Annotated in this window: 21 protein-coding genes, 2 tRNA genes and 1 pseudogene; 12 read left to right on the forward strand and 12 right to left on the reverse strand. The window is 67.0% G+C overall.

Annotation, left to right across the window (positions count from 1 at the left end; translation table 11 throughout):
* Positions 1–224 precede the first annotated feature (224 nt).
* Genes AC5Y5B_RS15645 through AC5Y5B_RS15665 form a run of 5 tightly spaced genes read right to left on the reverse strand, consistent with a single transcriptional unit; the run spans position 225 to position 6325 of the window.
* Positions 225–1046, reverse strand: a complete 822-nt coding sequence (locus AC5Y5B_RS15645; RefSeq protein ID WP_500005828.1) for an HpcH/HpaI aldolase/citrate lyase family protein — start codon at positions 1044–1046, stop codon at positions 225–227.
* The gene (locus AC5Y5B_RS15650; RefSeq protein ID WP_112631865.1) at positions 1043–1561 is read right to left on the reverse strand and encodes a MaoC family dehydratase; all 519 of its coding nucleotides are present in this window, start codon (positions 1559–1561) and stop codon (positions 1043–1045) included. Before AC5Y5B_RS15650 ends, AC5Y5B_RS15645 begins: the two co-directional genes overlap by 4 nt.
* Positions 1543–2709, reverse strand: a complete 1167-nt coding sequence (locus tag AC5Y5B_RS15655) for an acyl-CoA dehydrogenase family protein (RefSeq protein ID WP_500005830.1) — start codon at positions 2707–2709, stop codon at positions 1543–1545. The genes AC5Y5B_RS15650 and AC5Y5B_RS15655 overlap by 19 nt, the downstream gene beginning before the upstream one ends.
* Entirely contained in the window at positions 2706–4721 is a 2016-nt protein-coding gene (locus AC5Y5B_RS15660; protein ID WP_500005832.1) for an acetyl/propionyl/methylcrotonyl-CoA carboxylase subunit alpha, read from the reverse strand. The genes AC5Y5B_RS15655 and AC5Y5B_RS15660 overlap by 4 nt, the downstream gene beginning before the upstream one ends.
* Before the next feature lie 5 nt (positions 4722–4726).
* Complete coding sequence (locus tag AC5Y5B_RS15665; protein ID WP_500005837.1) at positions 4727–6325, reverse strand: carboxyl transferase domain-containing protein; 1599 nt, start codon at positions 6323–6325, stop codon at positions 4727–4729.
* A 184-nt stretch (positions 6326–6509) separates the two neighbouring features.
* Here AC5Y5B_RS15665 and AC5Y5B_RS15670 point away from each other — a divergent pair, with 184 nt between their 5' ends.
* Entirely contained in the window at positions 6510–7166 is a 657-nt protein-coding gene (locus tag AC5Y5B_RS15670) for an SACE_7040 family transcriptional regulator (RefSeq protein ID WP_112631749.1), read from the forward strand.
* A 64-nt stretch (positions 7167–7230) separates the two neighbouring features.
* Entirely contained in the window at positions 7231–8007 is a 777-nt protein-coding gene (locus AC5Y5B_RS15675) for an MmpS family transport accessory protein (protein ID WP_112631750.1), read from the forward strand.
* 12 nt (positions 8008–8019) lie between these two features.
* Here AC5Y5B_RS15675 and AC5Y5B_RS15680 read toward each other — a convergent pair whose 3' ends face one another.
* Positions 8020–9372, reverse strand: a complete 1353-nt coding sequence (locus tag AC5Y5B_RS15680) for an MFS transporter (RefSeq protein WP_500005843.1) — start codon at positions 9370–9372, stop codon at positions 8020–8022.
* 68 nt (positions 9373–9440) lie between these two features.
* Here AC5Y5B_RS15680 and cmrA point away from each other — a divergent pair, with 68 nt between their 5' ends.
* The gene (gene cmrA, locus AC5Y5B_RS15685; protein WP_112631752.1) at positions 9441–10247 is read left to right on the forward strand and encodes a mycolate reductase; all 807 of its coding nucleotides are present in this window, start codon (positions 9441–9443) and stop codon (positions 10245–10247) included.
* Between the two features lie 53 nt (positions 10248–10300).
* Here cmrA and AC5Y5B_RS15690 read toward each other — a convergent pair whose 3' ends face one another.
* Positions 10301–11875: a helicase HerA-like domain-containing protein gene (locus AC5Y5B_RS15690; protein WP_500005850.1), complete on the reverse strand. Its 1575-nt coding sequence runs from the start codon at positions 11873–11875 to the stop codon at positions 10301–10303.
* A gap of 220 nt (positions 11876–12095) precedes the next feature.
* On the opposite strand from AC5Y5B_RS15690, the gene orn reads away from it, so the two are divergent.
* The 3 genes from orn to AC5Y5B_RS15705 all read left to right on the forward strand — a co-directional run bounded on the left by orn (position 12096) and on the right by AC5Y5B_RS15705 (position 13380).
* Complete coding sequence (gene orn / locus AC5Y5B_RS15695; protein ID WP_500005853.1) at positions 12096–12743, forward strand: oligoribonuclease; 648 nt, start codon at positions 12096–12098, stop codon at positions 12741–12743.
* A 55-nt stretch (positions 12744–12798) separates the two neighbouring features.
* A tRNA-His gene (locus AC5Y5B_RS15700) sits at positions 12799–12874 on the forward strand.
* A gap of 122 nt (positions 12875–12996) precedes the next feature.
* Positions 12997–13380: an Rv1352/Rv1906c domain-containing protein gene (locus tag AC5Y5B_RS15705; RefSeq protein ID WP_500005857.1), complete on the forward strand. Its 384-nt coding sequence runs from the start codon at positions 12997–12999 to the stop codon at positions 13378–13380.
* A gap of 8 nt (positions 13381–13388) precedes the next feature.
* On the opposite strand, the gene AC5Y5B_RS15710 is transcribed toward AC5Y5B_RS15705, so the two are convergent.
* From AC5Y5B_RS15710 to AC5Y5B_RS15720, 3 genes are all read right to left on the reverse strand, one after another.
* Positions 13389–14585 carry a L,D-transpeptidase gene (locus tag AC5Y5B_RS15710; protein WP_112631756.1) on the reverse strand — a complete coding sequence of 399 codons (1197 nt, stop codon included), beginning with the start codon at positions 14583–14585 and terminating at the stop codon, positions 13389–13391.
* 176 nt (positions 14586–14761) lie between these two features.
* Positions 14762–15664, reverse strand: a complete 903-nt coding sequence (locus tag AC5Y5B_RS15715) for a DMT family transporter (protein ID WP_500005861.1) — start codon at positions 15662–15664, stop codon at positions 14762–14764.
* A 77-nt stretch (positions 15665–15741) separates the two neighbouring features.
* Positions 15742–18099 (reverse strand): MMPL family transporter, encoded by a 2358-nt coding sequence (locus tag AC5Y5B_RS15720; RefSeq protein ID WP_500005864.1) that lies wholly within the window; start codon positions 18097–18099, stop codon positions 15742–15744.
* Positions 18100–18444: 345 nt separating this feature from the next.
* On the opposite strand from AC5Y5B_RS15720, the gene AC5Y5B_RS15725 reads away from it, so the two are divergent.
* From AC5Y5B_RS15725 to AC5Y5B_RS15740, 4 genes and pseudogenes are all read left to right on the forward strand, one after another.
* Positions 18445–19683 carry a GNAT family N-acetyltransferase gene (locus AC5Y5B_RS15725; protein ID WP_112631758.1) on the forward strand — a complete coding sequence of 413 codons (1239 nt, stop codon included), beginning with the start codon at positions 18445–18447 and terminating at the stop codon, positions 19681–19683.
* A gap of 266 nt (positions 19684–19949) precedes the next feature.
* A tRNA-Lys gene (locus AC5Y5B_RS15730) sits at positions 19950–20025 on the forward strand.
* 139 nt (positions 20026–20164) lie between these two features.
* Positions 20165–20431 carry a hypothetical protein gene (locus tag AC5Y5B_RS15735; protein ID WP_112631759.1) on the forward strand — a complete coding sequence of 89 codons (267 nt, stop codon included), beginning with the start codon at positions 20165–20167 and terminating at the stop codon, positions 20429–20431.
* A gap of 148 nt (positions 20432–20579) precedes the next feature.
* Positions 20580–22320 (forward strand): annotated as a pseudogene (locus tag AC5Y5B_RS15740) (DUF3556 domain-containing protein).
* Here the strand turns inward: AC5Y5B_RS15740 and AC5Y5B_RS15745 are convergent.
* Positions 22307–22534, reverse strand: a complete 228-nt coding sequence (locus tag AC5Y5B_RS15745) for a DUF3618 domain-containing protein (RefSeq protein WP_007774063.1) — start codon at positions 22532–22534, stop codon at positions 22307–22309. The pseudogene AC5Y5B_RS15740 and the gene AC5Y5B_RS15745 sit on opposite strands and share 14 nt — an antisense overlap.
* 104 nt (positions 22535–22638) lie before the next feature.
* Here AC5Y5B_RS15745 and bcp point away from each other — a divergent pair, with 104 nt between their 5' ends.
* Both bcp and AC5Y5B_RS15755 read left to right on the forward strand, forming a co-directional pair.
* Complete coding sequence (bcp, locus tag AC5Y5B_RS15750) at positions 22639–23067, forward strand: thioredoxin-dependent thiol peroxidase (protein ID WP_500005866.1); 429 nt, start codon at positions 22639–22641, stop codon at positions 23065–23067.
* 15 nt (positions 23068–23082) lie between these two features.
* On the forward strand, positions 23083–24546 hold the full coding sequence (locus tag AC5Y5B_RS15755; protein WP_500005868.1) for a recombinase family protein: 1464 nt from the start codon (positions 23083–23085) through the stop codon (positions 24544–24546).
* Positions 24547–24567: 21 nt separating this feature from the next.
* Here AC5Y5B_RS15755 and AC5Y5B_RS15760 read toward each other — a convergent pair whose 3' ends face one another.
* Positions 24568–24792, reverse strand: coding sequence for a hypothetical protein (locus AC5Y5B_RS15760; RefSeq protein ID WP_500005870.1), 225 nt, complete (start codon positions 24790–24792; stop codon positions 24568–24570).
* Between the last annotated feature and the right edge of the window lie 50 nt (positions 24793–24842).

A 24842-nucleotide genomic window follows, 5' to 3' on the forward strand; every position in this document is an offset into this window, starting at 1 on the left:
GGGTGCCGCGTGGCCCGGTGAGCCACAGCGGGTCCCGGCAAACGGTCAGCCGGGGTCCACCGCGAGCGGGAGTCGATCGCCAGCTACACGAAAGGCTTCGCTCGCCGCGACACTGACGTACCACCATTATGCGCTCAAACGGGAAGAGACCGCGTTGATTGCGAAGACGGCGCAACGTGTCGCGCTTCGGCGCGCGCCCCTCGCCCGGGCGGTTCGCGGGGTCGTCAGTCGGGGACGGTCTCGCCCGCCCTGCGCAACGTCATCTGCGCGTGCTTGAGCACCGGAGAGTCGACCATCTGGCCCTCGAACGCGAAGACGCCGCGTTCGGACCGCGCCGCCGTCAGCACCCGCCGCGCCCAGTCCAGTCGCTCCTCGCTGGGGCGGTACGCCTCGCGCACCACCGGAATCTGGCTCGGGTGGATGCACACCGTTCCGCCGAAACCCAGCGCGACGGCGTCCTCGGCCTCGGCCCGCAGGCCATCGAGGTCCCGGATGTCCAGGTGCACGGCGTCGAGCGCGACCCGGCCGAAGGTGGACGCCGTGAGCAGTGCCGTCGACCGCACGTGATGCGCGACGTCGCGATAGGTGCCGTCGGCCTTGCGGCTGGAGCTGCCGCCGAGCGTGGCGACCAGATCCTCGGCGCCCCACATCAGCGCGACGGTGCCCGGCGCCGCCGCGATTTCGGTGGCGAACACCGCGCCACGCGGCGTCTCCAGCAGCGCGATCACATCGCGGGGCGCGAGCGCCGTCACCTGCGCGGCCGATTCCGTCTTGGACAGCATCACGGTGGTGTAGGCGGTGCCGGCCAGGGCCTCGAGGTCCAGCGGATATTCCGCGGTGTCTGCGGCGTTGACCCGCACGACCGTGCGCTCGGGGTCCAGCGGCGTCTCCTGCAAGGCCTTGCGCGCCGCGGGCTTATCCGCCTCGGCCACACCGTCCTCGAGGTCGAGGATCACCACGTCGGCGGCAGCGGCGGCCTTGGCGAAACGCGCGGGCCGGTCGGCCGGGCAGAACAACCATCCGGGGCCGGCGGCATGCAGGTTCACTTGGCCTCCTGGTCGGCCGGGCGTTTTTGCACCAGCGTGGTGCGCACCGCGCGCGCGACGACGTCGCCGTGCTGATTGCGTCCCGTGTGCTCGAGGGTGACGATGCCCTCGCCGGGGCGGCTCTTCGATTCGCGCTTGGCCGTGCAGACGGTCTCGGCGTACAGGGTGTCCCCGTGGAACACCGGCTTGGGGAAGGACACCTCGGAGAAGCCCAGGTTGGCCACGATGGTGCCGAGCGTCAGCTGCGACACCGACAGCCCCACCAGCGTGGAGAGGGTGAACATGGAGTTGACCAGCCGCTCGCCGCGAAAGCCCGGCTGCTCGGCCGCCCACGCCGCGTCGAGGTGCAGCGACTGGGTGTTCATGGTGAGCGTGGTGAACAAGACGTTGTCGGCCTCGGTGATCGTGCGGCCGGGGCGGTGCAAGTAGGTGGTGCCGATCTCGAACTCGTCAAACCACAAGCCCCGCTGGACAACCGACTTGCCGCCTTGGTCGGTCACGAGAGCCCCAGCGATCGCGCGATGAGCATCAGCTGCACTTCGGTGGTCCCTTCGCCGATTTCGAGGATCTTGCTGTCGCGGTAGTGCCGGGCGACCGGATATTCGTTCATGAAGCCGTAGCCGCCGTGAATCTGCGTAGCGTCGCGGGCGTTGTCCATCGCGGCTTCCGAGGCGATCATTTTCGCGATTGCCGCCTCCTTCTTGAAGGGCTTGCCCGCCAACATCTTTGCAGCCGCATCGTAGTAGGCCGTGCGGGCCACATGGGCACGCGCCTCCATCCGCGCAATCTTGAAACTGATCGCCTGGTAGGCGCCGATCGGTTGGCCGAACGCCTGTCGTTCCTTGGCGTACTTGACGCTTTCGTCGACGCAGCCCTGCGCCGCGCCGGTCGCCAGCGCGGCGATCGCGATGCGGCCCTCGTCCAGGATCGACAGGAAGCCCGAGTAGCCGGTGCCGCGCGCACCCAACAGGTTCTCCTGCGGGACGCGTGCGTCGTCGAAGCTCAACGGGTGGGTGTCCGACGCGTTCCAACCGACCTTGCTGTACACCGGCTCGACGGTGAATCCGGGTGTGCCGCTGGGCACGATGATCGATGAGATCTCTTTTTTGCCGTTCGCGTTGGTTCCGGTGACGGCGGTGACGGTGACCAGTGAGGTGATGTCGGTGCCGGAGTTGGTGATGAACTGCTTACTGCCGTTGATCACCCACTCGCCGTCGTCGAGCCGGGCGGTGGTGCGGGTGCCTCCCGCGTCCGACCCCGCCCCGGGTTCGGTCAGCCCGAAACCGGCCAGCGCCCGCCCGGCGGTCAGGTCCGGCAGCCACTTCTGCTTCTGCTCTTCGGTGCCGAACCGGTAGATGGGCATCGCGCCGAGGCTGGCGCCGGCCTCCAGGGTGATGGCCACCGACTGATCGACCTTGCCGAGTTCCTCGAGCGCCAGCGACAGCGCGAAGTAGTCGCCGCCCATGCCGCCGTACTCCTCGGGGAACGGCAACCCGAACAGGCCCATCTCCCCCATCTTGGCGACGACCTCGTACGGGAAGCTGTGTTCCTCATCGTGTTTCGCCGACACCGGAGCGACGACGGTGCGCGCGAACTCGGCCACCGTGTCGCGCAGGTCCTGATATTCCTTGGGTAGGGTCCCCGCGGTAATGGATGTGGTCATGACGCGTCCTCACTCGAATCGCTTGCCGCGCTGGATTCATCGGGCACCAGCCGGGCCAGCACCTGATCCACCGTCACCTGATCGCCGACGGAGACCAGTACCTCCACCTGTCCGGAAACCGGTGCGGCAAGCGAATGTTCCATTTTCATCGCCTCGACGACGACCACCACGTCGCCTTCGGAAACCTCGGTGCCCGAGGATGCCTGCACCGCGATCACGCTGCCGGGCATCGGGCTGACGATCTCGGCACGCTGTGCGCCCGCGGCGCGGTGGATCTTGTTCTCCTCGGCCTCACGCAGGTGCCAGGTTCCACGCTCGTCGGCGATCCACAAGTGCCGGTCGTCTTCGGCCCAGCGGTATTCCCGGCGCACCCCGTCCAGCGTCACGTTCATCCGCGACGGCTCGACTTGCGCTGTTGCGGACAGCGTTTCGCCGTCGCCCACCCGCACGCTGGCGGCCTCGGGCGGCCCCCACACCGACACCGTCTCACTGCGCAGCGGGGTCCGCATGTCGGTGCGCACCGGCGCCGGGCTACCGCCGACCCGCCATCCCGTCGGCGCCGCCCACGGATCGCCCGCGAAGCGGCGGGCCCGGAAGGCCAACGCCGATTGCCGGTACAGACCGGCCGCCGCCAGGACGTCGTCGGGAGCCGGCAGCGGAGCGAAGTCCGCCAGCCGCTCATCGAGCAGCGCGGTGTCCAGATCACCGGCACGCACGCGTGCGTCGGCGAGCAGGAACCGGAGGAACTCGATGTTGGTCTGCACGCCCAGGATTGCGGTGCGGCTCAATGCCCGGTCGAGTTTCGCCAGCGCCTCGTCGCGGTCGTCCCCGTGGGCGATCACCTTGCTCAGCATCGGGTCGTAGTCACTGCCGACCAGCGTGCCCGGCAACAGCGAGGAGTCCACTCGCACACCGTCACCGGACGGCTCGGAAACACCCAGCACCCGTCCGCCCGTCGGCAAGAACCCGCGCGCCGGATCTTCGGCGTACACCCGGGCCTCGATGGCGTGCCCGCGCATGTCGACGTCGTCCTGGGCGAACGCCAGCTTCTCGCCGGCGGCCACCCGTAGCTGCCACTCGACCAGGTCCAGCCCGGTGACCGCTTCGGTGACCGGGTGCTCAACCTGCAGGCGGGTGTTCATCTCCATGAAGAAGAACTCGTCGGGCCGGGCCGCGGAGACGATGAATTCGACGGTGCCCGCACCGACGTAGTCGACGCTGCGTGCGGTGTTGCAGGCCGCCTCCCCGATGCGCGCCCGTGTCGGCTCGTCGAGCAGCGGCGACGGCGCCTCCTCGATGACCTTCTGGTGGCGGCGCTGCAGGCTGCACTCGCGCTCGCCGAGGTGCACGATGTTGCCGTGCGTGTCGGCGAGCACCTGCACCTCGATGTGCCTGGGGCGCAACACGAATCGCTCCAGAAACAAGGTGTCGTCGCCGAAAGACGAGGCGGCCTCGCGCCGCGCCCCCACCAGGGCCTCGCGCAACCTGCCGGGCTCTTCCACCAGGCGCATGCCCTTGCCGCCACCACCCGCCGAAGGTTTGATCAGCACCGGGTATCCGACCTCGTCGGCCGCGGCGACCAGTTCGTCGTCGCTCAGCCCGGCTTTGGCGACCCCGGGCACCACCGGGACGTCGAAGGCGGCTACCGCGTTCTTGGCGGTGATCTTGTCGCCCATCACCTGGATCGCCCGTGAAGGGGGCCCCAGGAATACCACCCCGGCTCGCTCGCACGCTGCGGCGAAATCGGCGTTCTCGGAGAGGAATCCGTATCCCGGATGGATCGCTTGAGATCCGGTACGCACGGCCGCCGCGACGACCTTGTCGATGTTCAGATAGCTCTCGTGGGCCGCGGCAGGACCCAGTCGCACCGCTTCGTCGGCCTCGAGCACATGGCGCGCGCCGTCGTCGGGATCGCTGTAGACGGCGACCGAGCGGATGCCCAGTCGGCGCAGGGTGCGGATGACCCGGACCGCGATCTCGCCGCGGTTGGCCACCAAGACGGTTTCGAACACTGCACTCACATCCGGAAGACGCCGTAGGAGACCGGTTCCAGCGGCGCTTGGGCGCACACCGAAAGGGCAAGCCCAACAAAGGTTCTGGTGTCGGCTGGGTCGATGATCCCGTCGTCCCACAGCCGGGCCGTGGAGTAGTAGGGGTTGCCCTGACTCTCGTACTGTTCACGAATGGGCGCCTTGAACGCCTCTTCGTCGTCGGCCGACCACGGCTTGCCCGCGCCGGCAAGCTGCTCGCCGCGGACGGTGGCCAGCACCGACGCGGCCTGTTCGCCGCCCATCACCGAGATGCGGGCGTTGGGCCACATCCACAGGAAGCGCGGCGAATACGCCCGGCCGCACATCGAATAGTTGCCCGCCCCATAGGATCCACCGATCACGACGGTCAGCTTGGGCACCCGCGCGCAGGCGACGGCGGTGACCATCTTGGCGCCGTGCTTGGCGATGCCGCCGGCCTCGTAGTCGCGGCCGACCATGAACCCGGCGATGTTCTGCAAGAACAGCAGCGGGATCTTGCGCTTGTCGCACAGCTCGATGAAATGCGCTCCCTTCAAAGCGGATTCGCTGAAAAGCACGCCGTTGTTGGCCACGATCCCCACCGGGTGGCCATGGATGTGGGCGAACGCGGTCACCAGCGTCTTGCCGTAGTTGGCCTTGAATTCGCTGAATTCGCCGCCGTCGACCAGCCGCACGATGACCTCGTGCACGTCGTAGGGCACGCGAGGGTCGGGCGGCACCACGTCGTAAAGCTCCGTCTGCGCGCACCTGGGTGCGACCGGGGACCGCACCTCCCATGGGCTGGGCTCGCGGGGGCCGAACGTGGCGGCGATCGCACGGACGATCCGCAGGGCGTGTTCGTCGTCGTCGGCGAGGTGATCGGTGACGCCGGAAACCCGGGAATGCAGGTCGCCGCCGCCGAGGTCTTCGGCCGACACGATCTCGCCGGTCGCCGCCTTGACCAGGGGCGGGCCCCCCAAGAAGATCGTGCCCTGCTCACGGACGATGACGGCTTCGTCGCTCATCGCGGGCACGTAGGCGCCGCCGGCCGTGCACGATCCGAGCACCGCGGCCACCTGCGGAATCTCCTTGGCGCTCATGGTCGCCTGGTTGTAGAAGATGCGTCCGAAATGCTCGCGGTCGGGGAAGACCTCGTCCTGGCGCGGCAAGAACGCGCCCCCGGAGTCCACCAGGTAGATGCACGGGAGCCGATTCTGCAGCGCCACCTCTTGGGCGCGCAGATGCTTCTTGACCGTCATCGGGTAGTAGGTCCCGCCCTTGACCGTCGCGTCGTTGGCGACGATCACGCACTCGCGCTCCGACACGCGGCCGATGCCGGTGATGATCCCGGCGCCGGGGGATTCGTCGTCGTACATGCCGTTTGCGGCCAGGGGTGAGAGCTCCAAGAACGGGCTGCCCGGGTCGAGTAGGCGATCCACCCGTTCGCGGGGCAACAGCTTGCCCCGGCTGACGTGGCGTTCCCGCGCGCGCTCGTTACCGCCCAGTGCCGCCGCAGCCAGCTTGGCGTTGAGCTCGCCGACCAGCCGGCGGTGCTCATCGGAGAACGACGCCTCCGTCTTCGCGGGCGAGGTCACCACGTTGTCCATCGCCGCAGCAGCCTCCTTGCCGTCGTGCGATCGTGCAATCTTGAGTTAATGCTCATTAACTCAAGGGCTGAGAATACCATCGTCGCCGTTGCCGGTCCAGGCAGGACCACCCGTGTCGACAAGCCCGAGTTAATCGCGAATAACTCGTGCTACGTTAGGGCCAGTTAATCAACGGAGGTCCGTCATGACAACGTCCGCCTCCGACGGTCAGGCCGGTGGCTCCGACGCTCCAAATCGCCGGAGCCAGTTGAAGTCTGACCGCCGCCTACAACTTCTGTCCGCCGCCGAGCGGTTGTTCGCCGAGCGCGGGTTCCTGGCGGTGCGGCTGGAAGACATCGGCGCCGCCGCCGGTGTCAGCGGGCCGGCGATCTACCGGCATTTCCCGAACAAGGAGTCGCTGCTCGTCGAGTTGCTGGTGGGCATCAGCACCCGGCTGCTCGCCGGCGCGCGGCGGGTGCGGGCCGACAACCGTGACGCCGCCGCCGTGCTGGACGGGCTGATCGACTTTCATCTGGACTTCGTGTTCGACGAACCCGACCTGATTCGCATCCAGGATCGCGACCTCGCCCATCTGCCCGAGGCGGCCGAAAAGCAGGTGCGTAGATCCCAGCGCCAATACGTCGAGGTCTGGGTGGGTGTGCTGCGGGAGCTCAATCCCGAGCTGGCCGAGGCCGACGCCCGGCTGGCCGCGCACGCCGTGTTCGGACTGCTGAATTCGACCCCGCACAGCATGAAGTCCTCGGATGCCTCGCGGGGCAAGAACGTCGGCGCGGCGCGGTCGCGCGCCGTCATGCGGGCGATGACGGTGGCCGCGCTCGCGGCCGGAAATCGGTGCCCCTGAGCTCGGCGTCGTAAGGTGACTCAGGGCTTTAACACTTCAGTCCAGGTACCCTGCAAGCCATGAGGTGGACATGAACGATTCACGTCCCACCGAGCGGTTTAGTACATCGCAGCCGGGGCCGCAGCAGCCGAGGTATTCGCCCTCCGCCGATCCCGCGTACGCCGATCAGACGCCGTACGCGCAGAGCTACGGCGGGACGACGTCACCGTGGGCGCCCACCCCGAACGAAACGAATACCACCAAGCGGCTGCCCGCGTACTGGCAGCAAGACCTGCCCCCGTCGGGCGAGCTGCCGACCGGCATGGCTGCCCCGCCACCCGGCGGCCCGAAATCGTCGCGATGGCTGTGGATCGGCGCCGGCGCGGCGGTACTGCTGGTCGTCGCCTTGGTGATCGCGTTGGTGCTCGCGAACGACGCGATCAAGACCCAGACCGCCGTCCCGCCGTTGCCGGCGATGCCGGAGCCGAGCACGCAGACCCCGACGACGTCGCCGCACCGGACGCCGTCGCTCATTCCAGCGCCGATACCGCCGACCAGCGTTCCCGCGCAGCCCCCCGAGACGACCGGGCCGGCCGCGATGCAAGACGTCGTCTACACCGTCTCGGGTGAGGGCCGCGCGATCAGCATCATGTACATCGATACCGGCGGCCTCATCCAGACCGAGTTCAACGTCGCGCTGCCCTGGAGCAAGGAGGTCAGCCTGTCGAAGTCGGCCAACCACCCGGCCAACGTCACGATCGTCAACATCGGGCACAGCGTCACCTGCACGCTGACCGTCGACGGGGTGCAGATCAGTAAGCGCGTCGGCGGCGGCCTGACAATCTGCGACGCCCGCGGCTAGGCGCTATCCCAGCTAGGACGGCTCGACCGCGGGTTCGGCCACCGGGCCGCCGCGCAGCGGGACCCGGACCGCCAGCATCGCCGCCAGCCCGGCGACCAGCACCAGCGAGATCCCGCCCAGGCCGGCCCGCACGGCACCGAAGACGTCGACGAACACCGAGAACAGCCAGGGCGCGACGAACGCCACCGCCCGCCCGGTCATGGTGTAGAGGCCGAACGCGACGCCTTCCCTGCCGTGCTTGGCCATGTGCAGCAGCAAGGCCCGCGACGACGACTGCGACGGGCCGATGAACATGCACAACAGCAGCCCGCACACCCAGAAGGCCACCGGGCCGGACAGCACCATCAGGGTCAGCCCCAGGACGATGATCGCGAGCAGCGACGCCACGATGACGGGCTTCGATCCGACTCGGTGGTCGACGAACCCGCCCAGCACCGCGCCCACCGCGGCGACCACGCTGGCCGCCACCCCGAAGATCAGCACGTTGGCCTGGGAGATGCCGTACACGTTGACGCCGAGCACCGCGCCGAACGCGAAGATCGCCGCCAGCCCGTCCCGGAAGAGCGCGCTGGCGAACAGGAAGTACACCAGATTGCGGTCGCGCCTCCATTCCGCGCTGACCTCGGTCCACAACTTCCGGTAGCCCCCCAGCATGCTGGTCGGCTGGTAGACCTCCGACGACGACGTCAGCCGGTGCGCGACGAACAGCAGGGGCAGCGCCAGCACCGCGAACCAGATCGCGGCGACCACCATCGCCTCGCGGACATAAAGCCCGTCGCGCAAGGGAACTCGCAGCAGACCGCGCGTCGCATCGGGGCCGCCGCCGGATCCGGAGATGAACCCCGTGTAGATCACCAGCAGCAGCAGCACACTTCCGACATAGCCCGAAGCCCAGCCGAATCCGGATATCCGCCCGGCCGTCTGCGGCGTCGAGAGCTGACGCAACATGGCGTTGTACGGGACGCTGGCCAAATCGCCGCACGCCGCCGTCGCCCCCAGCAGCACCAGGCCCGCCCACAGGTAGCCGGGGCGGTCGCGGATGAAGAACATGGCACAGGTCAGCGTCACCGCTGTGGCGGTCAACACACTCAGCGCCACCCGCCTGCGATGCGGCGACTCCACCCACACGCCGACGGCCGGTGCGAGCACGGCGACGGTCAGCCCGGCGATGGCCGCCGCGCGGCCCAACCAGCTCGCCGGCGTGGTGGCACCGGATATGCCCACCCCAACGCTGCTGGTCAGATAGACGGAGAAGACGAAGGTCGCCACGATCGCGTTCAGGCCCGTCGAGCCGCAGTCCCAGAGCGCCCAGGCCACCACGCGCGATCGCACGGGCGTGGCGGCACGCGAGTCCGGCTGGGTCATGCCCGGCACTCTATAGGCGCCCGCGATCGCCCGCGGGCCGCGTTGCGCGCGCTGTCTACGATTGGCGCATGCCGTTACCCGCCCCAAGCGCCGAGGCGCGCGCCGTCGTCACCGGAGCTTCGCAGAACATCGGTGAGGCGCTTGCCACCGAACTCGCCGCGCGCGGACACAACCTGATCGTCACCGCACGGCGCGAGGACCTGCTCAACGACCTGGCCGCCCGCCTGACCGGCAAGTACGGCGTCACCGTCGACGTGCGCCCCGCCGACTTGGCCGACCCGGGCGAACGGGCGAAACTGTGCGATGAGCTGGCCGCCCGCCCCATCTCGATCCTGTGCGCCAATGCGGGCACCGCGACCTTCGGTCCGGTCGCCACGCTCGATCCGGCCGGCGAGAAGGCGCAACTGCAGCTGAATGTCCTTGGGGTTCATGACCTTACATTGGCCGTGCTGCCGGGAATGGTCGAGCGGAAGTCCGGCGGCATCCTGATTTCCGGTTCGGCGGCTGGTAATTCGCCGATCCCCTACAACGCCACCTATGCGGCCACCAAGGCGTTCGCCAACACCTTCAGCGAATCGCTGCGCGGCGAGCTGCGCGGGTCCGGCGTCAACGTGACCCTGCTTGCGCCGGGCCCGGTGCGGACCGACCTGCCCGACGACACCGAGGCCTCGATCGTCGAGCGGCTGGTGCCCGACTTTCTGTGGATCTCCACCGAGCACACCGCCCGCGTGTCGCTGGATGCGTTGGCGCGCAACAAGATGCGCGTCGTGCCGGGCCTGACGTCGAAGGCTATGTCGGTGGCCAGCGGGTACGGCCCGCGCGCCATCGTGGCGCCCATCGTGGGCGCGTTCTACAAGAAGCTCGGCGGCGGGTAGACGCTACTTCCGGCGGCGACGGCCACAGGCCACGTGCTCGCGAGCGGCCGCATTTACTTTCGGCGGCGGCGGCCCGTGCCGCCGAACTTCGCCTTAATGACCTCGCGGATCCCCATGTCTACGGCGCGCTGCACTTCCCGATCGTGCCACAGCCTCTCCAACAAACTGGGCCCCTTCGGCTCCGCGGGCTCGGGCATCGGCGGGACCGGCTCATTCGACGGGACCGGCGGATAGTCCGACTGGGCTTGCGGCGAGCGCGGCGCGGCCTGGGGCTCCGGTGCCGAAGGGTCGGCCTGCGGCCGCGCCGGCTGGGGAGTGGTCTCACCGTACTTCGACTGCAGCGCACTGTTTTTCGCGGCCGCCACGATGTCCTCGTCGCCGATCGAGGCCATCAGTGAGCGGGGCACCCGCATGCGGGTCCACGCGACGGGCGTCGGCGCGCCCTTCTCGGACAGGACGGTGACCACGGCCTCGCCGATCCCCAGCGACGTCAACGCCGATTCCAGGTCGTAGACATCGGTTTTCGGGTACGTGCGGACGGTCTTGCTCAGCGCCTTCTGGTCGTCGGGCGTGAAAGCCCGCAACGCGTGCTGAATGCGGGCGCCCAGCTGGGAGAGGATGTCGTTGGGAATGTCGGTGGGCAGCTGGGTGCAGAAAAACACCCCGACGCCCTTGGACCGGATCAGCTTCACGGTCTGCTCGACCTGCTCGAGAAAGGCCTTGGACGCGTCGGCGAACAACAGGTGCGCCTCGTCGAAGAAGAAGACCAGCTTCGGCTTGTCCACGTCGCCGACCTCGTCTAAAACCGTGAACAGGTCGGCCAGCAGCCACATCAGGAAGGTCGAGAAGATGACTGGGCGCAACGACTGACCGCCGAACTCCAGCAGCGAGATGATGCCGCGACCCTGCTCGACGCGCAGCAGATCCCGCGGGTCGAGCTTCGGCTCGCCGAAGAACGTGTCGCCGCCCTCGCCCTCGAGGTTCACCAGCGCCCGCAGGATGACCCCGGCCGTGGTGGGCGACACTCCGCCAAGGGATTTCAGGTCTTCCTTGCCCGCATCGCTGGTCAGGTGGGTGATGACATCACGCAGCTGATCCAGGGTTACCAGCGCCCTGTTGTTCTCCTTGGCCCAGTGGAAGATCAGGCCCAGCGTCGACTCCTGAGTAGCATTGAGCCCCAACACCTTTGACAGCAGGACGGGCCCGAAGCTGGCCACCGTGGCCCGGATCGGCACACCGACGCCATCGGTGCCCAGCGACAAGAACTCCACGGGAAACCCCGTCGGCTCCCAGTTGTCACCGGTGTCTTGGGCCCGCGCGGCCGTCTTGTCGTTGCCCAGGCCGGGCCGGGCCAGCCCGGACAGGTCACCCTTCACATCGGCCATCAGCACGGGAACACCCGCGGCGCTGAGCTGCTCGGCGATCAGTTGCAGCGTCTTGGTCTTGCCGGTCCCGGTGGCCCCGGCCACCAGGCCGTGCCTGTTGATGGTGGCCAGCGGGATACGGATCTGCGCCGCCGGGTCGGCGGCGCCATCGATGACGACCGTGCCCAATTCCAGTGCCTGGCCGCCGAAGGCGTAGCCCTCCGCGATCCGCGCCGCGGCCGTGGCCGCTGAATCGGTGCTCATCGTGCTGCGCCCCTCTTCCCCAGTGATTCGGCATGCAGTTCGACCACGCTCACCCTACGTCTCCAGCGGATACGTGGGCGAGGGCCGGCACGGGCATCACCTGCGCCAAGGCGACCCGCCGCGCCCGGCTCCGCCGCGCTTGCGGTCGCCACCGGCCCGATGGTGGCGACCCGCCGCGCCCGGCTCCGCCGCGCTTGCGGTCGCCACTAGTCTGAGCGCTGTGCGAGACGAATTGGTGTGGATCGACTGCGAGATGACCGGCCTTGATCTGGGTTCGGACAAGCTGATTGAGATCGCGGCGCTGGTGACCGACGCCGATTTGAACGTTCTCGGCGACGGGGTCGACGTGGTGATCCACGCCGACGACGCCGCGCTGTCGGCGATGGGCGACGTGGTCGCCGAAATGCACTCGCGCTCGGGGCTCACCGACGAGGTGCGGGCCTCGACGGTCGACCTGGCGACCGCCGAGGCGATGGTGCTCGACTACATCGGCGAACACGTCAAGCAACCGAAAACGGCGCCGCTGGCCGGAAACTCCATCGCCACCGATCGCGCCTTCCTCGTGCGCGACATGCCCGCACTGGACTCCTACCTGCACTACCGCATGATCGATGTGAGTTCGATCAAAGAGCTCTGCCGCCGCTGGTACCCGCGGATTTACTTCGGTCAGCCCGTAAAAGGCCTGGCCCACCGCGCATTGGCCGACATCCACGAGTCCATCCGCGAACTGCAGTTCTATCGGCAGGCCGCGTTCGTCTCGCCGCCGGGCCCCTCTACCAGCGAAATCGAGGCGATCGTCGCCGCCCTCGACGGCGGAAAAGACGCACCGGGGCCAAGCGATTCGGCCTCCGCGCCGCCAACCGGCTAGTATCGACGTCGCCGCTCGTTGACCGACATCGTGCGCCGGTCGGCCTGCGGCCGTGGTGGGTGTAGTTCAGTTGGTAGAGCGTCAGGTTGTGATCCTGAATGTCGCGGGTTCGAGTCCCGTCACTCACCCCACAGGTCAGGGAGCCTCACCGCTCCCTGACCTTTTATGGTGTTGGCGACTCCGCGAACGCCGAGGCACCCGTGAGTGGAAAGCAGTGAACAGACAACGTCCCGCCCCGCCCCGATCCCGGCGCTTGCGCCCGGGGCCAGCGGCCGTCGCGGGGGTCGCGCTGTTTCTCGCGGGTTGCGGCGGGTCGAGCCACACCACGACGACCGTGATGTCGACGCTGCCCGCTGAAACCAAGACGGTGACCAAGACCGTCGCCCCGCCACCCCCGCCGGGGCCCAAGACCTCCATGGAGACTAACGGCACCTACATCGTCAACAAGGACATCGCGGCGGGCACCTATCGCACCGATGGCGCCAAGTCCGGATGCTATTGGGCCAGGCTGCGCAGCTTCGACACCAACGACATCATCGACAACAACGTCGGCGACGGCCCTCAGGTGGTCCGGATCTTGCCGACCGATACCGCGTTCATGACCCGAAGTTGCGGGAGCTGGCACAAGATCGACTGATCTGCGCCTCAGGTGTTGGCGTTGCCCGCTTTCCACTGCGGCCACGGAATGTTCCAGTCGCCCAGCCCCTCGATTCCGGGCAGCGTCGGCCCGACGGTGTGCACCACCTCGACGATGTCACCGCTCTTGCTGTGGTCGTAGAACCATTCGGCGTTGCTGGGGCTCACGTTGAGGCAGCCGTGGCTGGTGTTGGTGTGGCCCTGAGCGCCCACCGACCACGGCGCGGAATGGACGAAGACGCCGCTGTAGGACATCTGGGTGGCCCAGTCGACCTCGGTGCGGTATCCGTTGGGCGAGTTGACCGGAACCCCGTAGGTCGAGGAATCCATGATGATGTGCTTGAACCGGGCGCCAATGATGTAGACGCCGTTGGCCGTTGGGGTGCTGTCCTTGCCCATCGACGTCGGCATGGTCTTGACCACATCGCCGTTGACCCGCACGGTCACCGTCTTGGTGGTGTCGTCGGCCGTCGAGATCACCTCGTCACCGATGGTGAAGTGCGTCTTGACGTTGTCCTCGCCGAACATCCCGTCGCCCAGATCCACCCCGTAGGTGTTGACCGCCACGTCGATGGTGGTCCCCGACTTCCAGAAACGCTCTGGGCGCCAACGCACTTCGCGGTTGTTCAGCCAATAGAACGCACCCTCCACCGGAGGGTTGGTGGTGATGTTGATGGCCTTCTGGGCCGCCGCCCGGTTGGCGATGTTCTCGTCGAAGCGGATCGCCACCGGCTCGCCGATGCCCACCACCTCGCCGTCGGCCGGGCTGACGTAGGGCATGGTCAGGTGGGCGGGTGAACTGGTCTCGAACGTCATCTGCTTGCTGGCCGCGCCGCCCAAGCCGGTCGCCTTCACGTTCAGCGTGTAGCGCCGGTTGTAGCCGAGCTGCTCGGTGGTCGACCAGCGCAGGCCGTCGGGACTGAGCTGCCCACTGATCGACCGGCCGTTCTCGTTGACCATACTGACCGAGGCGAGCACGCCGTCGGCGACGCTCACCGTGACGGGCGCATCCACGGTCACACCGACGGCGCCGTCGGTCACCGAGGCGGTCAGCTTGGGGACCAGCAGATCGGCCATCGGGGTGCCCTTGTCGAAGATGACCTTCGCCGGTGCCGCAGCGTGGTTGCCATTGCAGGCGGCGGCGAACACAGCAATCGGAACGATGGCAGCCACCAGCCATGATCGTCGTCTCCGCAAATGCGCCATCCAGTGACCTTCCAGTCAATTCTCTAGGTGGTCACCGCTGACCAGCGAGGTAGCTGCAGGAATTCTAATGGCATCTGCCGACACTCCCATGCCACACGAGCCGGGGCGGCCGTTCGGTGTCATCACCGCAATGTATTCGTCATTCGCGCGAGGTCCGTGCCTCGCCGCGGGACCGATTACGCCGGCAATCCGTACTCTTCGTGCAGCTCCCCCTGGCCCCCGCCGCGGGCAGTGACGGCCTCCACCCGCGCGAGCTTGACGATGGCCGCGGTCATCACCAGCGCCGCCGCCACCAGGGCGATCGCCCCTGCGCGGCCCGTGTTCAGCGTCTCGCCGAGGACGACGACGCCCAGCACCGCCGCCACCACGGGCTGTGACACCTGCAGCGTGGGCATGGACGCGGTCAGCGGCCCCGCCCGAAATGCGGCCTGGCTCCACACCACGCCCCCCAGCGCGACCAGGATGCAGGCGTAGAGCTCTGGAGCGCGGGTCACGGCGCCTAGCCCGTCGCCGAGCCGAGCGACGACCTCCTTGGTGAGCGCCGCAAAGGCGCCCCACAGCGCCCCCGACACGAAGGCGAACAACACGGCGGCCACCGCGCCACCCCGGATGCGGCCGGCCACCACGCAGCCGACGAGCAGCGGCCCCAAGACGATCGCCACCACGGCCCAGGTTCTCAGCGATGCGCCACTATGGCCGGCCTGTGGATTGCCGACGACCACGACGACGACCACCGCGGCCGTCAGCAGCGCGGCCCACACCCATTCCCCACCGGTCACGGTGCGGTGCGACAACCTGGCGTTGAGGGGCAGGGCGAACAGCACCGACGACATCAGCAACGCCTGGACGAGCAGCACCGACCCTTCGCCCAGGGCCGCGACCTGCAACGCGATGCTCGCCGCCAACAGCAGCGTGCCCCACCACCAGCGTTGGCTGCGAAGCAAATTGGCGAACAATTCGACGGAGCCCAGCGCCCGGTCGGTGATGCGCTGCGCCGCGCGTTGCTGCAGCACGTCGCCCGTGGCAATGCATAGCGCGGAACTCAGCGAGAGGAGAGCGGCAATCAGTGTGTGCGACATGAAAATCTCCGTCGGTGTCCGGCGTGGCGGACTTCGCGGTATTGGAAAACCATTGGTGCGCAACGCATGTTCGCGGGTCAGGTGCGCTCGGCGGCGGCCCTGTCGGCCCACCGTCTGGTCAATGACCGGCCCCCGTTCGGAGCGTCGCGGGCCCAGCGGCCCCGCCCCACCGCGACCTCGCCCTCTTCACCGGTTGCGGACCGCTCCCGCAGCCACACCAACGGCCGTGGGGCCCACCAGGTCCAGCGGCCCAGCAGGTGAATAAAGGCCGGCACCAAGACCATTCGGACCAGGGTGGCATCGACGAGCACGCCGAGCGTGAGGCCCAGGCCCAGCATGCGCATGAACGACACGTGCGCGGGGATCAAGGCGGCGAAGGAGATCGACATCACCACGGCGGCGGTGGTGACCACCCGGCCGATCCCGGCGATACCCAGCGCGGTGCTCTCGTCGGTGGCGGCGCGTGCCTCGGCCGCCGTCGGCGACGTCTCCCGGATGGCCTGCGAGGCCAGCCAGTATTCGTGGATGCGCGAGACCAGGAATACCTCGTAATCCATGGCCAGCCCAAAGGCGATGCAGAACAACAACACTGGGATGTTGGCGTTCAACGTCCCGTTGGGTGTGGTGCCCAGCGCGCCCAGGTGGCCGTCTTGGAAGATCCACACCATCGCGCCGAAGGCCGCGGTCAGTGACAGCACGTTGCACACCAGCGCCTGCAGCGGCAGCACGGCGCTGCCGGTCAGCAGGAAGAGCAGGGCAAAGGTGATCAGGGCGATCAGCCCGAACACTAGCGGCAATCGCTTGGTGATGGCGTCGACACTGTCGCGGTTGATCTGCGCAAGACCGGTCAGCAGCACCGAGTGGCCGGCCGGCCCAGCGACCTGATGCAGTCGGTCGAGTTGGGTGTTGGAGGCCTTCGAATACAGCGGCGCGGTGCTCGACACCGTCAGAAACGCGGCGCCGTTGGCCATGCCGGTGGCCTCGGCGGGCGGCGCCACCCGTTTCCCGCCCACGAACGTGCCGGCCGGCGCGCTGACCGCGGAGACGTCGGCCACCCGGGACAGTTCGGCGGCGTAGCGCTCCAGGTCGGCGGGGGCCATGCCGCGGGCGTCGGGGACGACGACGGACACCCCGCTGCCTAGCCCGTTGGCGAAATCGTTGTCCAGCATGTCGGCAACCTGGCGCGCGGATGCCCCTTTGGGCAGCACCCGTTCGTCAGGGAAGCCCCACTTCACCCCGAGAAACGGCGCACCGAGCAACAACAGCAACACCACGACACTCAGACCGACCGACATGGCGTGGCGCAACACGTAGCGCGTCGACCGGTACCAGAACTGTGTCTCGAGGGGCTGGTGCGCGTGATCGCGGAACGGCCGCTGCCCGTGCAGCACGCGATGCATCACCCGACGGGCGTTCAATGAGTCCAACCGCGGCCCCAGCAGCACGATCGCGGCCGGCGTCACCACGACGGCGGCGAGGGCCACGATGATCGCGGTGACCACGATCGTGTAGGCCGACGACTTGAGGAAATACATCGGGAACAGGGCCATCACCGCCATCGACAGCCCGACGGTTGTGGCCGAGAACAGCACGGTCCGGCCGGCGGTGGCCATGGTCCGAAACAACGCCTGGTCCCGATCGTCGGTTCGGGCCAGCTCCTCGCGATAGCGGGTGATGATCAGCAGGTTGTAGTCGATCGCCAGGGCCAGGCCCATCGCGATGCTCAGGTCCAGCGCATACGTCGACACGTCGGTGACGTAGGTGATCAGCCGCAGCACCGACATGGTGCCGACGATGGCCAACGCGCCCAACACGATTGGCAGCGTCGCTGCCACCACACCGCCAAGCACCCACACCAGCACCGCGAAGCTCAACGGAATCGCGATCGACTCCATCAGCATCAGGTCGCGCTGGTTCTGCTGATTGATCTGCGCGTACGCCACAGCCATCCCACCGGCGCGAACGGTGACGCCATCCCGGTCGTGGACCACCTCACGCATGAGCGTGCTGGCGTACTCCTGGGCCTTGTTCTCCCCGCCTCGCAGGTCGGCCACGATCATCCCGGACTTGTCGTCCTTGCTGACCAGCTGCGCCGCGGTCTGGGGGGGCGAGGTCCACGCCGAAGAAACGTCGATGACCCACGGCGATCGTTTCAGGTGGTCGACGATGTCGGTGGCCACCTGGCGCGCCTTGTCGCTGCGGGCACCCGCGGGCGCGGTCAGCGCGATGAGCATCTTCTGGTCGGTTTGACCGAACTTGTCCCTGAGCAGTTCGGTCGCCCGCGCCGATTCCGAGGTCGGGTCCTGGAAGCCGCCGGCCGACAGCCTGTTGACCACCGGAATCCCGAAGATCCCGCAGAGCACCAGGACGAAAACGGCGGCCGCGATGATGCGTCTGGGCGCCGCGATGGCAATTCGAGCAATTCCTCGCAGCACTGGCGTCCTTTCTTTTCCGGCGCCTCCGGCCTAGCTCTATACCCATACAGGGCCCGTTTGACGCCCTTCCGGCCGTCATTTCCACCGATGCGTCGGAGACGCACGCGTGCCTTATGCAACAGTAAGACGGCCGCGTTGGCGCAAATGATTCCGTCACACCGGTGATCTGCCTTACACCCCTGCCCCTACTATGACGGCTTGTCGGCGGCGTCACCATCGTCGTTGCGACGTTTCACCACCCCAGACTCGGGTACCGAAGAAGGGCGGCATTCCAGTAAACGAGCTTTGTTGGATTCGGCGTGCAAATCGCGAATTCAGCTGGGCCAGTAACGAATTGGATGAGCGATGAATACAACAAAGAACGCCATCAGGGTCAAGCATCCGACCGAGAAGGACTGGCAGGCCGTCTACGAGAACCAGGCGCGCGCATATGGGATTGCCGTGGACCCGCATGACGTCGCAGCCTGGACGCGGCGGGTCAACCTGCAAGACATCCTGATCGCCGAAGACATGTCCGATCCGGAAAATCCGCACCTGGTCGGAACTTCCCTTTACTACCCACTGCGGCTCACCGTGCCAGGGGGCGCCAGTCTCGACGCCGCCTGGCTGTCGATGATCGCAGTCGCGGCGACGCATCAGGGACAAGGAATCTGGCAACAGCTCAGCATCCAGGGCTTCGCAATACTGCAGGAGCGTGGTTATCCCATTCTTTGCGGCGTTCCCACCCAGCCAACGGTTTACGAAATCCTTGGAGCCGGAGTGGCCAGCTATGCCAGGACCTACGACATCGAGCCGCGTTTCACCCAGCTGCGCACCAAACCCGACCGAAATCGGGCTCGTGAGGTCGACGCATCCCAGGCGGCACGCCTGCTGCCCCCGCTCTACGAGCGGTGGCGCGCCATCACTCCGGGTGCGCTGAGCCGAGATGATGCGTGGTGGGACGACATCCTGGAAGACAGGATCACCCAGCGGGACAACGGATCGACGCTCAATTTCATCGTTCATCCGGACGGTTTTGCGACCTACCGCGTCGAGGGAGCGTCGCCGCACGCCTATCGGCGGCCATTCGGCAGCGTGATCGTCCAAGATTTCTGCGCGGTCACGAATGAAGCCCACGACGAACTGCTGGCGACTCTGGTGGGCTCCAAAACGTTTGACAACATCGTGATGGAGGTCCCCGTCGATGACCCGCTCCCACTCAAACTCAAAGACCAGCTCGCCGCGAAAACGGTAGGCATGAGCGATTTCCTGTGGCTGCGAATCATGAACGTGCCCGTCGCACTCGGCGCCCGCGGCTATTCGGCCGACGCCGACGTCGTCCTGGACATCACGGACCCGCTCACGGTCGCCGGTGGACACTTCCGGCTGCAGACACGCGATGGTGTCGGCGAGTGCACCCCGCACGACGGGCCCGCGGACGTCCAGATCAGCCTCGGTGATCTTGGGACCATCTTCATGGGGGCGCACCGCCCATCGGAACTTCACCGGGCGAACCGCATCACCGAGCTGAAGCCGGGCACGCTGCGCACGCTGGACGCCATGTTCGCCGCCGACCGGGTGCCTTACTGCGGCACGCTCTTCTGATAGCCGTGGGGCCACGATCAGGTTGCGGCGCAGACTGTTTCGGAGTCGTTGCGGGTGACGTGTCTCGCGCGGGCGGATCACCCGTGGCGGCGGCTCCGCCGCACCTCTGGCCCGCCCTCACGCGCCGCTGGTGCGCCCGCCGAGCTGGAGTGCTCCGACACAAGGGGTTCACTGGCGGCCGAGCGGCTATTCTGGGACGCGGTCGGGATTTCACGGGACGGCGGGACGCCTGTTATTGTCGCCTACGCGGTCTCGGCCGAGCACAAGCGCCGTTAGCTCAGTTGGTAGAGCAGCTGACTCTTAATCAGCGGGTCCGGGGTTCGAAACCCTGACGGCGCACCAGCTCACCGAATAGTTCGTTATTTGGTGGCTTCCGCACTTCAGGGGGTTGACCCGATGGGTAGCGATCTCCGGGCAATCCCTTTCCCAGTAACCCTGCGGGTCCTAGCATCGCTGCGGTGGGATTTTTCAGAGGGCTCGTGTGAAAACTGAGCTGAAGTGGGTCGAGCCGTTCGAGGGCCACTTCCATGCCAACATCGACGACCGCAGCGAGTACCGGGTCCATCTGGTCTCGACGGGCGGCTTCCGCGCCGAACGGGTCGATGACGGCTTCGTGCACCACGACCTGGGCCGGGCCGGCAGCGCCGCCGAGGCGCAGGCGATCTGTCAAGACCTGCACACCCGGGCCGTGCGGCGCGCAGCGTGGGAGGCCTACATGGCCGAGAACGACCCGCCCGGCTGGGAGTAGCCCCGACTACCCTCGCGCGGCGCCGCCCCGAATTTTGGCGTCGTATCCCGCCGCAACAGCCCCTCCGACAGGTAATTTCTTGCTGGCACCGGTTGGCGCCGACAGCGCCGACAGGCCCCTTGGGACATGCCGCGTCGAAGGAGCTGCAATGGGGTTCATCCGGCCCAACCTGCCCGTCGTCGACATGGCCGAGTGGACCACCCGCTCACGCGCCGAACGGATCGTGCCGATGGCACGCCACATCGCCGAGCACGGCTTCGGCACCCCGCTGGTGATGCACGTGATGTACGGCGTGAAGATCGCGCTCTACATCCTCGGCGGCTGGCTCTTCGCGTGGTCGACCTCCGGCATCGGCGGCTTCACAGCGGTCGGCGCGTGGTGGCCGGAGCCGATCGTCTTCCAGAAGGCCGTGCTCTACACGATGCTGTTCGAGGTTGTGGGCCTCGGTTGCTGCTTCGGGCCGCTCGCCGGGCGCTACTTCCCCCCGATGGGGTCGATCCTGTACTGGCTGCGGCCCGGCACCATCCGGTTGCCGCCGTGGCCCGACCGGGTGCCGTTCACCAGGGGCAGCACCCGGACCCCGCTGGACGCGCTGCTCTACGGGATGCTGCTGTTGCTGCTGGTGACCGCGCTGTTATCCGACGGCGGCGGGCCGATTCCCGGCCTGGGCACCACGATCGGTGTGCTGCCGCGGTGGCGGACCGTCGCGATCCTGGCGGTCCTGGCCGTGCTCAGCCTGCGCGACAAGGTGATCTTCCTGGCCGCGCGCAGCGAGGTGTATGCGCCGCTGGCACTGGCGTTCCTGTTCGCCGGGGCAGACACAATTGTCGGCGCCAAGGTCGTGTTCATGGTGATCTGGCTGGGCGCGGCGACCTCCAAACTCAACCGGCACTTCCCGTTCGTGATCTCGACCATGCTGGCGAACAACCCGTTCATCCCCTCGGGGCCGCTCAAGCGGTCGATGTTCAAACACCACCCCGACGACCTGCGGCCCAGCGCGCTGGCGGGCTTCATCGCGCACTTCTCGACCGCGGTCGAGGGTCTGGTACCGCTGGTGCTCCTGTTCTCACACGGCGGTTGGCCGACGGCCATCGCGGCGTTCGTCATGATCGTGTTCCACCTCAACATCCTGCTGGCCTTCCCGATGGGCGTGCCGCTGGAGTGGAACGTCTTCATGATCTTCGGGGTGCTGTGGCTGTTCGTCGCGCACGCGCGCCTGGGGCTGTCCGACATCGCCCACCCGCTGCCGATCGCGGTCCTGTTCGCGGTGATGGCCGGCACGGTCGTCGTCGGGAACCTCTACCCGCGCAAGGTCTCCTTCCTGCCCGGCATGCGCTACTACGCCGGCAACTGGGATACCACCCTGTGGTGCGTGCGGCCGTCGGCCGACGAGAAGTTCCGCGTCGGCTCGCGCGCTCTGGGCCCGATGCAGCACCTGCAGCTCGAGCGGTTGTACGGCAGCAAAGAGGAGACCCTGATCCCGCTGCACCTGGCCCTGGCGTTCCGGGGCATGAACACCCACGGACGCGCGCTGCTCACGCTGGCGCACCGGGCCATGGCCGACTACGACGAGGACGACTACAACCTGTGTGAGGGCGAAGTCCTGTGCTCAATGGTGCTGGGCTGGAACTTCGGCGACGGGCACATGCACAACGAGTGCCTGATCGAGGCACTGCAGCAACGGTGCGGGTTCGAGCCGGGCGAGGTGCGGGTGGTGATCCTCGACGCTCAGCCCATCCACCAACAGCGGCAGGAATACCGGTTGGTCGACGCGGCGACGGGCGAGTTCGAACGCGGCTACTGCGACGTCGACGACATGGCCACCAATCAGCCCTGGGCCGACGACATTCCGGTGTACGTCCAAGTCCGGGCGCGTCACCGATTCCTGACGCGCCGCACCGCCACTACCACGACGAGGGCCCCCACCCCCGCCAGCGACGCCAGCACCACGGGCTTCTGCACGAATCCGATCACCCGAACCTTCAGGTCGTCGGCGAGGCGCCGAGGATTGGCCCGCTCGGCAAGCGAGTCGACGGTGGCCGCCAGCTGGTCACGGGCGACGTCGATGTCCTGCTTGATGGCTTCGGGGTCCCGGTCCGCCACTGTGTCCTCCAAGTCGCCCGCTATCCGGCTCATGCACCTGCCCGAACTACCCTAGATCAGCTGGCGGTAACCCCGACGCTCCGGTGAACAGAAAGGGCCCCACCTTGACCGAGACCACGCGGCTTGCACCGGGCGACAAAGCGCCCTCCTTCAGCCTGCCCGACGCCGACGGCAACAAGGTCTCGCTGGCCGACTACAAGGGAAGACGCGTGGTCGTGTACTTCTACCCGGCCGCCTCGACACCGGGATGCACCAAGCAGGCGTGCGACTTTCGCGACAGCCTGGCCGAGCTGAACGGGGCCGGCCTCGACGTCATCGGCATCTCCCCCGACAAGCCCGAGAAGCTGGCCAAGTTCCGCGACACCGAGAAGCTGACGTTCCCGCTGCTGTCCGATCCCGACCGCAAGGTCCTGACGGCCTATGGCGCCTACGGCGAGAAGCAGATGTACGGCAAGACGGTCACGGGCGTCATCCGCTCCACCTTCGTCGTCGACGAGAAGGGCAAGATCGCCGTCGCGCAGTACAAGTACTAGGGTACACTCCTACGAATGGCTATCCGCGCTGTTGTAGGTGCTCGCGTATCGCGTGTTCAAGGCGAGGAGAAGACCTCGCACATCACCCAGAGAGGTAAGGGACAAGCCTACGCCGAGTCCCTCGGGTGGGACGTCGTAGGCGTGTTCGAGGACCTCGATGTGTCAGCCATCAAGATGTCCCCGTGGCAGAGGCCCGACCTGAAAGACTGGCTGGATAAAGCAGATGAGTGGGACGCTCTGGTCTTCGCTAAAACCGACCGCGTTTTTAGGTCGGCAGCGGACTGCGTCAAACTAGCTGAATGGTGCCGCAACCATAAGAAGATTCTCGTCCTGGTGGACGACGGCATAAAGCTGGACTACTACAACCCGGAGGATGCGAAGGACGCATTCGCCGGGGCTATGTCCAAGGTGTTCTTGATCCTCGCCTCCGTCTTCGCGGAGATCGAGGGACAGAGGTTTGTGCAACGGGCACGAGACCGGGTTACCTACCTGCGGGACACCGACCGCTGGGGGTGGGGGCACGCCCCCTTCGGGTTTCAGACCGTCCCGCACCCGTCAGGTAAGGGAAAGGCCCTTGGTTTCGACGTAGAGGCACAAAAGATCCTCTCCGGTATAGCGACCCAGTTTCTCGCTGGAAGTTCGCTCACGTCGATTGTGGCTCGATTAAATTCCGAGAACGTCCTCAGCCCGCAGGACTGGGAGAGGGTGAGGGCTGGTAACCCCGCCAGAGGATCTCGGTGGCACGTCGACAAGCTCAGGAAGCTTCTGAGCAACCCGCTGACGCAGGGGATCAAAACGTACAAAGGCAAAGTGATCCTCGACGCTGAAGGCGAGCCTGTTCTGGTGGGGCCGGCGTCGTTCGACGCTGAGACGTGGGGCAGGTTGCAGTCGGAGCTGGAGCAGCGTGCCGGCGAGCCCCGAGCTCGTAGGCACTCGGTGAATCCCCTTCTCGGGGTGGTGAAGTGCGCTGTGTGCGGCAGGTCGATGTGGCAGAAGTCCAAGCACGAGAAGTACCGGTACTACGTCTGCAAGTGCCCGAAGGTGTCGATCCGAGCGGAAAACGCCGAGGAGCTGGTGGAGCAGAGCTTCCTGGAGACGCACACCGGCCGCAGGATCAGATCCCGCGTGTGGCAGCCGGGGTCGGACAACTCAGCCGAGCTGGAGCAGACCAAGAGGACTATCGAATCGTTAAGGGAAGACCGGGCTCTGGGGTTGTTCACCGCGCCCGAAGATGAGCTGACGTACCGCCAGCAGATGACGGCTCTACTCGCTAAGCGAGGAGCCTTAGAGAAGATGCCCGTCGTACGGGCTGGGTGGGTCGAGGTCGATAGCGACCGGACCTACGGAGAGGTGTGGCCTACGGCCACGGTAGAAGAGAAGAGGAAGATGCTCACCGACGCGGGCGTCACCTTGACGGTGACAAGCCCGAGTCAGTGGCAGTTACATGTAGAGTCCCAGCTAGGGGTAGCAGCTAGCTGATAGGCTCAGCCTTACGTTAAGTCAGGCGTAGATCAGCACGCCGTAATCGACGGTGGCCGAGTCGAACGCAGGACCGGGCGCATCCTCTGGAATCTCGGTGTACGGACCAGTGATGCCGGTTGGTGATTCGACCCAAATCTCGTGCGTAGAGTCGATTCGCCGTATCTCGCCATCGGCGCACTGGACGAAAACGGTGGATAGTTCAGGGAACTTCTGTAGCTCCGCGATCAGGTCACTGACGTTCATTTCTCATTCCTCTCGGTTCGCCGATAACTGTGCGTACTGGTGCCTGCATC

Source organism: Mycobacterium sp. NGS33, assembly GCF_059812885.1.